Origin of the sequence: Martelella sp. NC20 (assembly GCF_013459645.1) — a bacterium.
In the GTDB taxonomy this organism is placed as follows: domain Bacteria; phylum Pseudomonadota; class Alphaproteobacteria; order Rhizobiales; family Rhizobiaceae; genus Martelella.
Map to the genome: position 1 here is coordinate 3,392,912 of NZ_CP054861.1, position 14,787 is coordinate 3,407,698.

A 14,787-nucleotide genomic window follows, 5' to 3' on the forward strand; every position below is an offset into this window, starting at 1 on the left:
GAAACGCGGCGACTTTTCCGTCAATGGTAAAAATGAAGAGAAGTTTTCAGAGTGCGATTGACATCGTGGGCATTCTGAAGAACTATTTACAAAAAGAAACGCGAATTTCAGGGGATCGGATGCTGGAAATGTCGGGGCTTCTCAGCGCCCGCGATGGTGCGCCTGTTGCCATCGAACGTGCGGAAGCGAAAAGCGATATCGTGCTGATCTGCGAACATGCCAGCCGGCGTGTTCCCGAAAGCCTGGGCGATATGGGGCTGAGCGAGGACCTTCGCAAAAGCCATATTGCCTGGGATCCGGGCGCGCTCGCCGTGTCCATGCTGCTCAGCGAGGCGCTCGACGCCACCCTTGTCCACCAGCGTTTCTCGCGGCTTGCCTATGACTGCAACCGGCCGCCGGAGGCCAGCGACGCCATTCCCGAAATCAGCGAGGTCTTCGAAATTCCGGGCAATCGCGGATTGGGTCCGGTCGAGCGCGCCGCCCGGGCTGAGGCGCTCTACCTGCCGTTTCATCAGGCGATCGACGATCTGCTGGTCGCGCGCCAGGACGCGGGGCGTTCACCCGTCATCGTCACCATCCATTCCTTCACGCCGGTCTACAAGGGCGTCGTGCGCGATGTCGAGATCGGCATTCTGCATGACAGCGACAGCCGGCTTGCCGATTGCATGCTGGCCAGGGCTTCGGACGGCTACGACGTTCGGCGCAACCAACCCTATGCGCCGGTCGATGGCGTCACCCACACGCTGCGCCGTCATGCGCTGACGCGCAAGCTTGCGAATGTGATGATCGAGATCCGCAATGATCTCATCGCCGACGCGATCGGGCAGGCCGCCGCCGCGGGCTACATCGCCGGGCTTCTCGGCGAATGCCTTGAAGGGGAGGCGCTGTGATGCCTCAGGCGATCAGGACCTATGTGCGCTATGTCGACGGCTTCAACCGCGTGGTGGGCCGCATCGCGATGTGGCTGATCTTCGTGATGATGGGCATCCTGCTGTGGTCGTCGGTGTCGAAGACCATGTTCAACCCATCGCTCTGGACCCTGGAAATGGCCCAGTTCGTGATGACCGCCTATTACATTCTCGGCGGCGCCTATTCGCTTCAGCTCGACAGCCATGTGCGCATGGACCTGATCTATGGCCGCTGGACGCCGCGCCAGAAGGCGGCGGTCGACGCGGTCACCGTGATCATGCTGTTCACCTATCTGATCTTTCTGCTGATCGGCGGCGTGTCGTCGACCCAATACGCGCTGAAATACGGCGAGACCTCCTATTCGAGCTGGTCGCCCTATATGGCGCCGATCAAGATCGTCATGGTTTTTGGCATTGTCCTGATGTTCCTGCAGACAACCTCGATCTTCTTCAAGGATCTGGCGAAGGCGCTGGGGAGGCCGATTGCATGAACCTCTCCTATGAAATGATCGCGCTGCTGCTGTTCTTCTCGATGATGATGACGATGCTGACCGGACAGCGGGTGTTCGCGGCGATCGGTTTCGTCGGCGTCGTGGCGGCGGCAGCGCTCTGGGGCACCGGCGGCTATGAGCTCGGCTTCTCGGCCAGCATGAAGCTGATGAAGTGGTATCCGATGCTGACGCTGCCGCTGTTCATCTTCATGGGTTACATGCTGTCGGAATCGGGAATCGCCGAGGATCTCTACAAGGCGTTTCACGTCTGGATGGGCGGTCTGCCGGGCGGGCTGGCCGTCGGCACGGTCCTGCTGATGGTGGTGATTTCGGCCATGAACGGGCTGTCGGTCGCCGGCATGGCAATCGGTGCGACCATCGCGCTGCCCGAGCTTTTGAGGCGCGGCTATGACAAGATCATGGTCTCGGGCGTCATTCAGGCCGGTTCCTCGCTCGGCATTCTGGTGCCGCCGAGCGTGGTGCTGGTGCTTTACGGCATGATCGCGCGCCAGCCGGTCGGCAAGCTCTGGCTCGCCGGCGCGCTGCCCGGCCTGCTGCTTGCCGCCCTGTTCATCATCTACATTGTCATCCGCTGCCGCATGAACCCGGCGCTCGGCCCCGCGCTGCCGAGGGAAGAGCGCGACATGCCGCTGGCTGAGAAGCTGAAACTCCTGCGCGCGGGCATCATTCCGTTCCTGATCTTCTTCCTGATGATGGGCCTGTTCCTGATGGGCATTACCAGCCTGACGGAAAGTGCAGCGATCGGCGCGCTCTCGTCGCTGGTCGCAGCCCTCGTCAAGCGCCGGCTGACATGGAAGCTGCTCAACAGGACCATGGAGCAGACGCTCGGCATTTCCTGCATGTTCATGTGGATCATCGTTGCAGCACTCTGCTTCGGCGCGGTGTTCGACGGTCTTGGCGCTGTGCGCGCGCTGGAACATCTGCTGCTGGAGAAGTGGGACCTCGGCCCTTGGGAAATCCTGATCCTGATGCAGATTTCCTACATCATCATGGGCACGTTTCTGGATGATACGGCGATGCTGGTGATCGTAGCGCCGCTCTACGTGCCGCTGGTCGGTCATCTCGGCTTCGATCTCGTCTGGTATGGCGTACTCTACACCATCACCTGCCAGATCGCCTACATGACGCCGCCGTTCGGCTACAATCTCTTTCTCATGCGGGCCATGGCCCCGCCCGAAATATCGCTTGCCGATATCTACCGCTCCGTCTGGCCGTTCGTGATCATCATGATCATCGGCCTGGCGATCGTCACGGCATTCCCGCAGATTGCCCTGTGGCTGCCGAACCTTGTCTATGCGCGCTGAGGGAGCGGACGGCGCGCGACAACCGCCCCATTGCCGGGGGTAATGCGGAATGCGGCATGAGGCCGGATTTCGACAAAACAGAGGGAAACGGACATGAACAGCAGACGTAGTTTTCTCAGGAATGCGGGCCTTGCGACCGCTGCCGGCGCATCCGCGCTGGCCGCACCTGCCGTCGTGCGCGCCCAGAGCAAGATCACCTGGCGCCTCCAGACCTATGCCGGTCCGGCGCTGGCCGAACATGTGGTGAAGGACTGCATCGACAATTTCAACAAGGCGGCAAACGGCGAGATGGAAATCCAGCTGTTCACCGCCGACCAGCTTGTTCCCACCGGCGAACTGTTCCGCGCCATGCAGGCCGGCACGATCGACGCCGTCCAGTCCGACGACGATTCGATGAACTCGCCGCTCGATATCAAGGTATTCGGCGGCTATTTCCCGTTCGCCTCGAAATTCAGCCTCGACGTGCCGACGCTGTTTTACGAATACGGTCTCGCCGATATCTGGGAGAAGGCCTATTCGGAAGTCGGCGTGCAGTGGATTTCCGCCGGCGCCTGGGACCCGTGCAACTTCGCCACCGTCAATCCGGTGAAAAGCCTTGCCGATCTCAAGGGCCTGCGCATCTTCACCTTCCCGACGGCCGGAAAGTTCCTGTCGCAGTTCGGCGTCGTGCCGGTCACGCTGCCGTGGGAAGACGTGCAGGTCGCCATGCAGACCGGCGAGCTCGACGGCCTTGCGTGGTCGGGCATTACCGAGGACTACACCGTCGGCTGGGCGGATGTGACCAACTACTTCCTGACCAACAACATCTCCGGCGGCTGGTGCGGCTCGTTCTTCGTCAATTCCGACAAGTGGGCGGAAGTACCGGAACACCTGAAGGTGCTGTTCCGCATGTGCACGGATAGTTCGCATCTCCACCGCCTGCACTGGTACTGGGGCGGCGAGGCGCGGCTGCGCGCCCATGGCGACAAGCTGGAGCTGACGACCATTCCGGAATCGGAGTGGAAGACGGTCGAAGACGCCGCCGATGCCTTCTGGGACGAGATCGCCGCCGAAACCGACCGGACCGCGGAAGTGGTCAAGATCCTGAAGCAGTATCAGGCGGACATGAACGCCGCCGGTCCGCCCTATCGCGCCGGCTGACAAGCGCCGCTGCCGCCGGCAGCGACACCATTGACACCTGTCGTCCGGAGTGTTCCTGCTCCGGACGATTGCATGAACCACAGGATGAGCCCGATGCGTACGGAATACACATTCAACCAACTGAAAAAGGACGTGGCGGACGGCGCGATCGACACCGTTCTCGCCTGCCAGATCGATATGCAGGGCCGCCTGATGGGCAAGCGTTTCACGGGGGCGTATTTCGTCGACAGCGCCCACAAGGAGACCCATAGCTGCAATTACGTCCAGGCGACCGACATGGAGATGCACACCGTCGAGGGCTATGCCTCGACGAGCTGGGCGTCGGGTTACGGCGACTACACCATGACGCCGGATCTTTCGACGCTGCGCCGTGTTCCGTGGCTGGAAGGCACGGCGCTGGTGCTCTGCGATGTTTCCGATCATGCGACGCATTCGGACGTCGCCCATTCGCCGCGCGCGGTGCTGAAGAAGCAGATCGCCCGGCTGGAAGCGCTGGGCTACCGCGCCTTCATGGCGACGGAACTCGAATTCTTCCTGTTCAACCAGACTTTCGAGAGCGCGCAGCAATCCGGTTATCGCGGGCTGACCCGCTCCAGCGCCTATAACGAGGACTACCACATTCTCCAGACCACCAAGGAGGAGGATGTGATGCGCGCGATCCGCAACGGCTTGCAGGGCGCGGGCATCCCGGTCGAAAATACCAAGGGCGAGGCGGATGCCGGGCAGGTGGAGCTCAATGTCCGCTATGCCGATGCGCTGGCGATGGCCGACCGCCACGTGATCGCCAAGAATGCCTGCAAGGAAATCGCCTGGCAGAAGGGCAAGGCCGTCACCTTCATGGCCAAATGGAACTACGAGGCCGCCGGCAATTCCTCGCATGTCCACCAGTCGCTGTGGAGCGCAGACGGCAAGACCCCGCTGTTTTATGATCCCGACGGGCGCTTCGGCATGTCGAAGCTGATGGAGCATTATGTCGCGGGCCTGCTCGCCCATTCCGCCGAGATCACATGTTTCCTGGCGCCCTATATCAATTCCTACAAGCGCTTCATGGCCGGCACCTTCGCGCCCACCAAGGCGATCTGGTCGAAGGACAACCGCACGGCCGGGTTCCGGCTTTGCGGCGATCATTCCAAGGGCATCCGCATCGAATGCCGGGTCGGCGGCGCAGACCTCAATCCCTATCTCGCCTTCGCGGCGCTTCTGGCGGCGGGTATCGACGGGATCGAGAAGGAAATGACGCTGGAGGAGCCCTATGTCGGCGATGCCTATGGCAGCGCCGCCCATATCCGCGAAATCCCGAAGACATTACGCGCGGCGCGCGACGCCATGAACGGCTCGGACATGCTGCGCTCCGCCCTCGGCGACGACGTGATCGACCATTACTGCCGGGCGGCGGACTGGGAGCAGGAGGAATACGACCGTCGCGTCACCGACTGGGAGGTGGCGCGCGGGTTCGAACGGGCGTGATTTGCGAAAATCGCAATGCGATGTTATTTTCGCAACGACGCAGGAGGCTTCGATGATCGATAGCGAGTGGTTTTATCGGCAGTTGGAAGCGCAAGGCCGAACGATCGGCGATCTGGGCGAGGCGCTGGGTATCGATAAAGCGGCGGTTTCACGCATGCTGCGGGGGCTGCGGAAGATGAGTGCTGACGAGCAGGACGGTATCGCAGAGTTTTTAGGCAGACCGCTTGCGGAAGTTGCAGCCCATCGCCGCGGCGTCGCGGGCTTTGCCGAGGAAAAGGCCGCGCCTTACGAGGCCGGTCCCGGCAAAGGCAACACGCCACGCGACAATGAAGACAAGAAACCGCGCCGACCCCATCCGATCTTCGGCTGCATGAAGGGTACGCTCACGATTGCCGAGGGTGTTGATCTGACAGAGCCTGCCGATCCCGAGTGGGGCCGCGTGTATGACGACTGAAGGTTTTCTGCTCGATACCTGCGCGATGATCTGGATTGCGGAGGGCAAAAGGCTTTCCGGTGAGATGCAGAAACTGTTTGAGGCCGGGAGAGAGGATCTCTACGTCTCCGCAATGTCGGCCTGGGAACTGGGTCTGCTTATCAGCAAGGGCCGAATTCCGGCGACGGTGACCGCCCGGCAGTGGTTCGAGCAGTTCCTGGAACTCAGCGGCGCGGAGCTTTTGAACCCGACGATCGACATACTGATCGCGGCCTCATTCCTTCCGCAGCCGGTTCATAATGATCCGGCCGACCGCATACTGATTGCCACGGCCCGCGCTTACGGGCTGACGCTCATTACGCGTGACCGCGCCATCCTCGCCTACGGGGCCGCCGGTCATGTCAAGACACTTGCATGCTAGAAAGGGCGAAAGCCATGACAATGATCCAATGTATCTCACCGGTCGACGGATCGGTTTATGCCGAGCGCGAGGCGCTTTCGGCGGAGGCGGCGAGCGCTGCGGTTGAGCGCGCCCGTGCGGCCCAGAAGGAATGGGCGGCGTTGCCGCTTCCCGAGCGGATCACGCTGGTTCAGGCCGGTGTGAAGGCGCTCAACGCCATGAGCGAGGAGGTGGTGCCCGAGCTTGCCTGGATGATGGGCCGGCCGGTGCGCTATGGCGGCGAGTTCGGCGGCGTCAACGAGCGCACGGACTACATGGCGAAGATTGCGGAAGAGGCGCTGGCGCCGATCGAGGTGGAAGACAGCGGCAATTTCCACCGCTATGTCGCCCGTGAGCCGCATGGCGTCGTCCTCGTCATCGCGCCCTGGAACTATCCCTATCTGACGTCGATCAACACCATCGTGCCGGCGCTGATCGCCGGCAATGCCGTGATCATCAAGCATGCCAGCCAGACGCTGCTGGTCGGCGAGCGGATCGTGAAGGCTTTCGTCTCGGCCGGCATTCCGGAAGACCTGTTCCAGAACATGTTTCTCGATCACGCGACGACCAGCGATCTGATCGCGGCAAAATCATTTGATTTCATAAACTTCACGGGGTCGGTTGAAGGCGGACGTCAGATGGAGCGGGCCGCCGCCGGCACCTTCACGCCGCTCGGCCTGGAGCTTGGCGGCAAGGATCCGGGCTACGTCATGGACGATGCCGACCTCGACGCCGCCGTCAACACGCTGATGGACGCGGCGATGTACAATACCGGCCAGTGCTGCTGCGGCATCGAGCGCATCTATGTGATCGACAGCCTTTATGACGCCTTCGTGGAAAAGGCGGTGGCCTTCGTCTCCGCCTACAGGCTCGGCAATCCGCTCGACACCGAAACCACGCTCGGCCCGATGGCGCACAAGCGCTTTGCCGCCGTGGTCCGCCAGCAGATCGCCGACGCGGTTGCCGCCGGCGCCAAGGCGCTGATCGATCCGGCGCTGTTTCCGGAAGATGACGGCGGCGCCTATCTCGCGCCGCAGGTGCTGGTCGATGTCGATCATTCGATGAGCGTGATGCGCGAGGAGAGCTTCGGCCCTGTGGTCGGCATCATGAAGGTCGCGTCCGACGAGGAGGCGCTTGCGCTGATGAACGACTGCCAGTACGGACTGACAGCTTCGCTCTGGACACAGGACGTCGACCGCGCGGCGGCATTGGGCGCTCGGATCGAGACCGGCACGATCTTCATGAACCGCGCCGATTATCTCGACCCGGCGCTGTGCTGGACCGGCTGCAAGAATACCGGGCGCGGCGGATCGCTCTCCGTCATCGGTTTCCACAATCTCACCCGGCCGAAATCCTATCATTTGAAGAAAGTGACGAAATGAGCCCGAGAGCCAATTGGAGCTATCCGACAGCCGTCAAATTCGGCGCAGGGCGGATCGTTGAACTCGCCGATGCCTGCAAGAGCCTCGGCATCAAGCGCCCGCTGCTGGTCACCGACAAGGGGCTCGCAGGTCTGCCGATCACGAAACAAGCGCTGGCGATCCTCGCCGATGGCGGGCTTGAGCCCGGGCTGTTCGCCGATGTCGACCCGAACCCGAACGAGAACAATCTTGCATCCGGCGTGAAGGCCTATGTCGATGGCGGGCATGATGGCGTGATCGCGTTCGGCGGCGGCTCGGGCCTCGACCTCGGCAAGCTGGTGGCGATGATGGCGGGCCAGACGCGCCCGGTCTGGGACTTCGAGGATATCGGCGACTGGTGGACGCGCGCCGACGCCGGGAAGATAGCGCCGATCATCGCCGTGCCGACCACGGCGGGCACCGGTTCGGAAGTCGGCCGGGCAGGGGTGCTGACCAATTCCGAGACCCATGTGAAGAAGATCATCTTCCACCCGAAACTGCTGCCGGGCGTGGTGATCTGCGACCCGGAGCTGACGGTCGGCATGCCGAAGGTGATCACCGCGGGCACCGGGCTCGACGCGCTGGCGCATTGCCTGGAGGCCTATTGCTCGCCGCATTACCACCCGATGTCGCAGGGCATCGCGCTTGAGGGTATGCGGCTGGTCAAGGACAATCTGCCGCGCGTCTATGCCGATGGTTCCGACATCGACGCGCGCGCCGAGATGATGAGCGCGGCCGCCATGGGCGCGGTCGCCTTCCAGAAGGGGCTTGGCGCGATCCATGCGATCTCGCATCCGATCGGCGCGGTCTACAACACTCATCACGGCATGACCAACGCCGTGGTAATGCCGCCGGTCCTGCGGTTCAATCGCGAGAAAATCGAGGGTCGACTTAAGATGGCCGCCGATTATCTTCAGATTTCAGGTGGTTATGAGGGGTTCTACAACTTCATTATCGAGTTCCGCGCGGCCCTTGATGTGCCGGACACGCTGTCGGCGATGGGGATCAGGCCGGACCGGATCGATGAACTGGCCGCAATGGCCATGGAAGATCCGAGCACCGGCGGCAACCCGGTCGAGATGACGCTGGAGAATACCAGGGCGCTGCTTGCCGATTGCTTCTGAGGAACCAGGATAGTTTGATGCGGGCGGAACTCGGGATTCGCCCGTATCGTTTTTGCGTTGTTGCGCCGGAATGGCAAAACGGGTTAGAGCGTCGGGCGAAAAAGTGGTTACCGGTTTTTCGTTAACCCGACGCGTCAAAATAAAGAATCTAGAGCGTCGGGCGATGCCAATTAATCGCCCGATGATCTAGGCAGGGGCAGCCCTGCTGGAGGAACCCTCGCTTGTCACTGTTTTCCGCGTTTGCCGTCTATTTCGTGATCTGGTGGATCACCCTGTTCGCGGTGCTGCCGTTCGGCTTGCGCACGCAGGATGAGGCAGGCGATGTCGTGCCCGGCACCACGGAAAGCGCCCCTCACCGTTTCCGCCCCTGGCGGGTGGTGATGTGGACCTCGCTGGTTTCGGCTGTGGTGTTCGCGCTGTGGTGGCTGGTGGTGAAGGAGATCGGCTTTACGCTGGAAGATCTTGCCCGCCTTATCGGCCCGGCGTGACGAAAGGGCGTGCAGCCTAGAGCATTTCCGGTGAAAACGGGATCACCAGAAATGCTCCATCTATTTGTTTTGACGCATTTTCGCGGACGTCAGGTGATTCCACCTGACTGCGAAATGCTCTAGGCCGTAAACCCATAAATGGGGTTCACATGGGTGCGATGACTTGATTCAATGGTTTCTGGAAAGGAGACCATTGATGCGCCGACGTTTTGACCTGACGGATTTCGAGTGGGCGGTGATCGAGCCGCTTCTGCCCAATAACAGCCGCGGCGTACCGCGGGTCGATGACCGCCGTGTGATCAACGGCATACTCTGGCGCTTTCGTACCGGCAGCCCATGGGCCGATGTTCCGGAACGCTATGGCCCTCACACCACCTGTTATAATCGCTTTGTCCGCTGGCGGCGGGCTGGTGTCTGGGATCACCTTCTCACGGCGATTTCTTCCGCCTTCGACGGCGATATTCAGATGATCGACTCGTCTTGTGTTCGCGTGCATCAGCATGGCGCCACCGGTAAAAAGGGGGCGCCAATCGAAGCATGGGACGTTCCAGAGGCGGCCTGACAACGAAGATCCACGCTCTCGTCGATGCCGATGGGCTGCCGATTGATCTTCGCCTCTCAGAAGGTCAGCATGCTGATTGTCGCTACGCCGAAGATCTGCTCACCAGACTTCATGCCGGAACGACGCTTTTGGCAGATCGTGGCTATGACACCAACGCCATCCGCGCCACGGCAACTCAGGCGAAGGCATTCGCCAACATCCCGGCGAAGCGAAACCGAAAAAAGACCTTCGCTTTCAGTTCGTTCCTCTATCGCTATCGAAACCTCGTCGAGCGGTTCTTCAACCGCATCAAAGAAGCGCGTGGAATTGCAACGCGTTACGACAAACGCGCCGACAACTATCTCGCGGCAATCAAGCTCTTCTCTGTGCGACTATGGTTAAAGCGTTACGAGTCTACGGCCTAGGGTCTGTGGGGATTCACAAATCAGCGCGAATGTGATTCACGCTTTGGATGGATCGTTTTGTACTGACAGATGCCCAATGGGCGAAGATAGAGCCGCATTGTCTGGGGAAGCCTATGGATCCCGGTCGCAGCGGAAGAAACAACCGGCTGTTTATTGAAGCCGTGCTTTGGATTGTACGCACGGGCAGCCCATGGCGTGACCTGCCCGCTGCGTTTGGCAACTGGAGCACGGCATTCCGCCGGTTTCGCGACTGGCGTGAAGCCGACATTTTCAAACGCATATTCGATGCCCTCTCTGAAGAACCGGACATGGAATACGCCATGGTGGATGCCACCATCGTCAAGGTCCACCGACACGGTCAGGGCGCAAAAGGGGGACTCAGAGCCAGGCCATTGGTCGCTCAAAAGGCGGGATGACAACCAAAATCCTGGCACTCACCGATGCTTTAGGCAATCTGGTCCGGTTCGAATTGTTGCCGGGCCATCGCTTCGACACGGTCGGCGTCGCGCCGCTCATCAATGGCATTGAATTCGGTGCGCTACTCGCCGACAAGGCTTTCGATAGCAACAACATTGTAGCCGATCTCAACAAGCGCGGCGCGAAAATAGTAATCTCGCAACATCCGCGTCGATCAGTGCCTCTCCAAATCGACACTGAGATTTACAAATGGCGACACCTGATCGAAAACTTCTTCTGTAAACTCAAAGAATTCAAGCGCATCGCTATGAGAGCCTGTAAAACGGACCAGAGCTTTGAGGCCATGATCTATCTGGCAGCGGCTGTGATCAACTCAAGGTGAATCCCCACAGACCCTAGAACTTGAACCGCAGAAAGGCGCTGCCGAGGCCGTAGTTGAAATCGTCCGCCGCCGCGTCGTCGGTGGATGCGCCGTATTCGATACGCGCGCCGAGTTCCAGACCGGTCGGTATGAACCTGATGCTGGTTTCAAGCCCGCCGAAAAACGCGCCGGTATCGATATCCTCGCTCTGGTAGCCGAAGCGCGACGAACTGGTCTCGACCTCGCCATAGAGCTGCCGGTAGCCGGCAAAGGGCGAGATGGCCAGAACGCCGAGATTGGCCTTGCCCTGGACATAGCCGCCAATCGAGGAAAACCGGGTCTCGCTGGTGCCGGTCCCGTAACCCTGCGAAAGGCTTTGCGAGGTGCTTCCGAGGCTCGAAAACCCGGTGATCCCGGCGCAGACGCCGAACATGCCCTCGCTGCAAATGCCCAGCCGGCCGTCAATGCCCCAATAGGTATTGGCGATCAGGTCGTCCATCGCATCGTCGTTCATGTGCATCATCAGCGCGGCCGGTCCGCCCGAGATGTCGATATAGAACAGGTCGGAAAGACCCGCCGCGCCAGCGGGCGAGGCTGCGGCGAAGGCGAGCAGGGCTGTAGGGATCAGGCGCTTCAAGACGGAGCCTCGACAAGATGATCGGAAACGCACTTGTCCGGCAGGCGACGTGTGGGGTCAATGCGACAGCGCAACTTCCCGTTGCGGTGGTCAACAAAGCCTTAAGATCGTGGATGTTTCGGAAAGTCAAAAAAAAACAAGGCCAGAGGCCCTGTTTTTCAAGTATCGCGTGATCCGTTCCGTTGCCGGGGCTGCGCAAAGCGCGCCAAGATCGATCCTCCCAAGACTTTACCGCGAATAAACGGCAAGAATTTAAGCTCCCTGCCTGTTTTATGGGCTCAACCTAGCCCAAGGATTGGGCTTTGTCATCCCTTATTTTGCATTTTTGCGACAGTGCGAGAAGTTTTTACGTTTGACAAACAGGTTTGTGCGTTCTGCAACGTTTCAAGTGGTTGACATCCCCCGGGCTTTCCCCATGGCGGCCACCAAATCATCCGTTTCAGACCGCGTATCGCCGCTTTGATTCTCGTTCGCAACCCGTTAAAAGGGGCCGGAACAAACCTGATTTGCCCCATGATTCCCGACTGAACGGGATAAGCCAGAAAGCAGATACCTATGCGTCTTTCCCGTTATTTTCTGCCGATCCTGAAGGAGAATCCCAAGGAGGCGGAGATTGTCTCTCACCGGCTGATGCTGCGGGCCGGCATGGTGCGTCAGCATTCGCAGGGGATCTATTCCTGGCTGCCGCTTGGAAAGCGCGTTCTCGACAAGGTCAACCGCATCATCCGCGAGGAGCAGGACCGCTCCGGCGCCGTGGAGCTTTTGATGCCGACCATGCAGTCCGCCGACCTGTGGATCGAAAGCGGCCGCTACGAGGCCTATGGCAAGGAAATGCTGCGGATCACCGACCGCCAGGACCGGGCGATGCTGTTCGGACCCACGAATGAGGAGATGATCACGGAGATTTTCCGTTCCTACATCAAGTCCTACAAGCACCTGCCGCTCAATCTCTATCACATCCAGTGGAAGTTCCGCGACGAGATCCGCCCCCGCTTCGGCACGATGCGCTCGCGCGAGTTCATGATGAAGGACGCCTATTCGTTCGATCTGACCCTGGAAGGCGCCGAGCATTCCTACCGCAAGATGTTTGCGGCCTATCTCAGGACCTTCCACCGGCTCGGCCTGCGCGCCATTCCGATGCGCGCCGACACCGGTCCGATCGGCGGCAATCTCAGCCATGAATTCATCATTCTGGCCGAGACCGGCGAATCGGAGGTGTTCTGCCATCGCGACTTCGTCAATTTCGACATCCCGCCCGCCGATCTCGATTTCGACAGCGTCGAGGCGCTAAAGGGCATTTTCGAACAGTGGACATCGGTTTATGCGGCAACCGACGAAATGCATGACGAGGCCGCCTTCGGCGCGCTGCCGGAAGGCGAGCGCCTGTCCGCGCGCGGCATCGAGGTCGGCCATATCTTCTATTTCGGCACCAAATATTCCGAGCCGATGGGCGCGAAGGTGCAGGGGCCGGACGGTAAGGAACACCCTGTCCACATGGGCTCCTACGGTATTGGTCCGACCCGCCTTGTTCCCGCCATCATCGAAGCCTCCCATGACGAACACGGCATCATCTGGCCGGATTCGGTGGCGCCGTTCAACGCGGTGATCATCAACATGAAGTCGGGGGATACGGCCTGCGACGGGGTCTGCGAGCAGTTTTACGAGGCATTGCAGAATGCCGGCCTGGACGTGCTTTACGACGATACCGACGAGCGCGCCGGGGCGAAGTTCGCGACCGCCGACCTGATCGGCGTTCCGAGCCAGGTCGTCGTCGGTCCGCGCGGCGTCGCCAATGGCGAGGTCGAACTCAAGGACCGCAGGACCGGCGCGCGCGAAGCCATGACGGTGGAAGCCGCGATCGCGAAGCTCACCAACGCACGCTGAGGAGAACGGATTGATGGCTGCGGCCGGAGAGACAGTCGAAGGTTTGAGGGTAGCCAAGCCGTTTTCGGTGTTCGAGCGCATGGTCGCCTGGCGCTATCTGCGTTCGCGGCGCAAGGAGGCGTTCATCTCGGTGATCGCCGGGTTTTCCTTCGTCGGCATCATGCTCGGCGTTGCGACGCTGATCATCGTGATGGCGGTGATGAACGGGTTCCGCAGCGAACTGGTGAGCCGGATTCTCGGCATCAACGGCCATGTCGTGGTGCTGCCCGCGGGCGAGCCGTTCAGCGATTATGCCGATCTGACGCAAAAGCTGGAAGGCGTCGAGGGCGTTCGTCTCGCCTTTCCGCTGGTCGAAGGCCAGGCGCTGGTCTCCGGCGCGCAGGGGGCCGGCAGCGGCGCGCTGGTGCGCGGCGTGCGGCCGGACGACATGCTGAAGCTGAAGACTGTCTCCGACAACATCGTCGAGGGCGACATGGTGGGCTATGCGAGCGGCGACAGCGTGCTGATCGGTTCGCGCATGGCGACCTCGCTCGGGCTTTTCGTCGGCGACAAGATCACGATGATCTCGCCGGAAGGCGACGTGACCCCGTTCGGCGTCAATCCGCGCGTCAAGGCCTATCCGGTCTCCGGCATTTTCGAGATCGGCATGTCGGAATACGATGCCTCGATCATCTTCATGCCGCTTGAGCAGGCGCAGGCCTATTTCAATGCCGGCGACAAGGTGCAGAGCATCGAGGTGTTTCTGGACCATCCCGACGATGTCGACGCGGTGATCCCGAAAATCCGCGCGGCGGCGGGCGAGGATATCGTGATCTCCGACTGGCGGCAGAACAACCGCACCTTCTTCTCGGCGCTCGAGGTGGAACGCAACGTGATGTTCATGATCCTGACGCTGATCGTGATCGTCGCCGCCCTCAACATCATTTCCGGCCTGATCATGCTGGTGAAGGACAAGGGGCAGGATATCGCGATCCTCAGAACCATGGGCGCGACCTCCGGGTCGATCATGCGGATTTTCTTTATGACGGGAGCGGCGATCGGCGTGGTCGGCACGTTTGCCGGGGTCTTTCTCGGCGTGGTCGTCTGCCTCAATATCGAATCGATCCGGCAGTTCTTTTCGTGGATCACCGGAACGGTACTGTTCGATCCGCAGCTTTATTTCCTGAGCACGCTGCCTGCGGAAATGAGCCTCAGTGAGACGCTGACGGTCGTGATCATGGCGCTGACGCTCTCCTTCATCGCCACCATTTTTCCTGCCTGGCGGGCCTCCAAGCTCGATCCGGTGCAGGCGCTGCGTTATGAATAGG

Annotated in this window: 14 protein-coding genes and 1 pseudogene; 14 read left to right on the forward strand and 1 reads right to left on the reverse strand. The window is 60.7% G+C overall.

Annotated features, from left to right (window positions below; genetic code table 11):
* Window positions 1-128 precede the first annotated feature (128 nt).
* The 12 genes and pseudogenes from HQ843_RS16165 to HQ843_RS16220 all read left to right on the forward strand — a co-directional run bounded on the left by HQ843_RS16165 (window position 129) and on the right by HQ843_RS16220 (window position 10,980).
* On the forward strand, window positions 129-890 hold the full coding sequence (locus HQ843_RS16165) for an N-formylglutamate amidohydrolase (RefSeq protein WP_180902166.1): 762 nt from the start codon (window positions 129-131) through the stop codon (window positions 888-890).
* Window positions 890-1,399, forward strand: a complete 510-nt coding sequence (locus tag HQ843_RS16170) for a TRAP transporter small permease subunit (RefSeq protein WP_180897361.1) — start codon at window positions 890-892, stop codon at window positions 1,397-1,399. The genes HQ843_RS16165 and HQ843_RS16170 overlap by 1 nt, the downstream gene beginning before the upstream one ends.
* Window positions 1,396-2,724, forward strand: coding sequence for a TRAP transporter large permease (locus tag HQ843_RS16175; RefSeq protein ID WP_180897360.1), 1,329 nt, complete (start codon window positions 1,396-1,398; stop codon window positions 2,722-2,724). Before HQ843_RS16170 ends, HQ843_RS16175 begins: the two co-directional genes overlap by 4 nt.
* 93 nt (window positions 2,725-2,817) lie before the next feature.
* The gene (locus tag HQ843_RS16180; protein WP_180897359.1) at window positions 2,818-3,864 is read left to right on the forward strand and encodes a TRAP transporter substrate-binding protein; all 1,047 of its coding nucleotides are present in this window, start codon (window positions 2,818-2,820) and stop codon (window positions 3,862-3,864) included.
* Window positions 3,865-3,957: 93 nt separating this feature from the next.
* Window positions 3,958-5,331: a glutamine synthetase family protein gene (locus tag HQ843_RS16185; protein WP_180897358.1), complete on the forward strand. Its 1,374-nt coding sequence runs from the start codon at window positions 3,958-3,960 to the stop codon at window positions 5,329-5,331.
* 52 nt (window positions 5,332-5,383) lie between these two features.
* Window positions 5,384-5,785, forward strand: coding sequence for a helix-turn-helix domain-containing protein (locus tag HQ843_RS16190; RefSeq protein ID WP_180897357.1), 402 nt, complete (start codon window positions 5,384-5,386; stop codon window positions 5,783-5,785).
* On the forward strand, window positions 5,775-6,185 hold the full coding sequence (locus HQ843_RS16195; protein WP_180897356.1) for a type II toxin-antitoxin system VapC family toxin: 411 nt from the start codon (window positions 5,775-5,777) through the stop codon (window positions 6,183-6,185). The genes HQ843_RS16190 and HQ843_RS16195 overlap by 11 nt, the downstream gene beginning before the upstream one ends.
* A 14-nt stretch (window positions 6,186-6,199) precedes the next feature.
* On the forward strand, window positions 6,200-7,585 hold the full coding sequence (locus HQ843_RS16200) for an aldehyde dehydrogenase family protein (RefSeq protein WP_180897355.1): 1,386 nt from the start codon (window positions 6,200-6,202) through the stop codon (window positions 7,583-7,585).
* Window positions 7,582-8,727, forward strand: a complete 1,146-nt coding sequence (locus HQ843_RS16205; RefSeq protein WP_180897354.1) for an iron-containing alcohol dehydrogenase — start codon at window positions 7,582-7,584, stop codon at window positions 8,725-8,727. The genes HQ843_RS16200 and HQ843_RS16205 overlap by 4 nt, the downstream gene beginning before the upstream one ends.
* Before the next feature lie 221 nt (window positions 8,728-8,948).
* Window positions 8,949-9,215 carry a DUF1467 family protein gene (locus tag HQ843_RS16210; RefSeq protein WP_180897353.1) on the forward strand — a complete coding sequence of 89 codons (267 nt, stop codon included), beginning with the start codon at window positions 8,949-8,951 and terminating at the stop codon, window positions 9,213-9,215.
* 193 nt (window positions 9,216-9,408) lie between these two features.
* A protein-coding gene (locus HQ843_RS16215; RefSeq protein ID WP_246710122.1) for an IS5 family transposase occupies window positions 9,409-10,181 on the forward strand; the annotation gives its coding sequence in 2 pieces (ribosomal slippage) (window positions 9,409-9,739 and window positions 9,739-10,181; 774 coding nt in all).
* A gap of 113 nt (window positions 10,182-10,294) precedes the next feature.
* A pseudogene (locus HQ843_RS16220) lies at window positions 10,295-10,980 on the forward strand (IS5 family transposase).
* A gap of 13 nt (window positions 10,981-10,993) precedes the next feature.
* On the opposite strand, the gene HQ843_RS16225 reads toward HQ843_RS16220, so the two are convergent.
* Window positions 10,994-11,596 (reverse strand): hypothetical protein, encoded by a 603-nt coding sequence (locus tag HQ843_RS16225; RefSeq protein WP_180897351.1) that lies wholly within the window; start codon window positions 11,594-11,596, stop codon window positions 10,994-10,996.
* Between the two features lie 555 nt (window positions 11,597-12,151).
* Here HQ843_RS16225 and proS point away from each other — a divergent pair.
* Both proS and HQ843_RS16235 read left to right on the forward strand, forming a co-directional pair.
* A complete protein-coding gene (proS, locus tag HQ843_RS16230) occupies window positions 12,152-13,480 on the forward strand; it encodes a proline--tRNA ligase (RefSeq protein ID WP_180897350.1) in 1,329 nt (442 codons plus the stop codon).
* Window positions 13,481-13,493: 13 nt separating this feature from the next.
* The gene (locus tag HQ843_RS16235) at window positions 13,494-14,786 is read left to right on the forward strand and encodes a lipoprotein-releasing ABC transporter permease subunit (protein ID WP_180903247.1); all 1,293 of its coding nucleotides are present in this window, start codon (window positions 13,494-13,496) and stop codon (window positions 14,784-14,786) included.
* Window position 14,787: the final 1 nt, after the last annotated feature.

Excerpts from the sequence above, each read along its gene's own strand:
- HQ843_RS16165 (WP_180902166.1), top strand. The coding sequence starts at position 129 with ATGTCGGGGCTTCTCAGCGCCCGCGATGGTGCGCCTGTTGCCATCGAA.
- HQ843_RS16170 (WP_180897361.1), top strand. The coding sequence starts at position 890 with ATGCCTCAGGCGATCAGGACCTATGTGCGCTATGTCGACGGCTTCAAC.
- HQ843_RS16175 (WP_180897360.1), top strand. The coding sequence starts at position 1,396 with ATGAACCTCTCCTATGAAATGATCGCGCTGCTGCTGTTCTTCTCGATG.
- HQ843_RS16180 (WP_180897359.1), top strand. The coding sequence starts at position 2,818 with ATGAACAGCAGACGTAGTTTTCTCAGGAATGCGGGCCTTGCGACCGCT.
- HQ843_RS16185 (WP_180897358.1), top strand. The coding sequence starts at position 3,958 with ATGCGTACGGAATACACATTCAACCAACTGAAAAAGGACGTGGCGGAC.
- HQ843_RS16190 (WP_180897357.1), top strand. The coding sequence starts at position 5,384 with ATGATCGATAGCGAGTGGTTTTATCGGCAGTTGGAAGCGCAAGGCCGA.
- HQ843_RS16195 (WP_180897356.1), top strand. The coding sequence starts at position 5,775 with ATGACGACTGAAGGTTTTCTGCTCGATACCTGCGCGATGATCTGGATT.
- HQ843_RS16200 (WP_180897355.1), top strand. The coding sequence starts at position 6,200 with ATGACAATGATCCAATGTATCTCACCGGTCGACGGATCGGTTTATGCC.
- HQ843_RS16205 (WP_180897354.1), top strand. The coding sequence starts at position 7,582 with ATGAGCCCGAGAGCCAATTGGAGCTATCCGACAGCCGTCAAATTCGGC.
- proS (WP_180897350.1), top strand. The coding sequence starts at position 12,152 with ATGCGTCTTTCCCGTTATTTTCTGCCGATCCTGAAGGAGAATCCCAAG.
- HQ843_RS16235 (WP_180903247.1), top strand. The coding sequence starts at position 13,494 with ATGGCTGCGGCCGGAGAGACAGTCGAAGGTTTGAGGGTAGCCAAGCCG.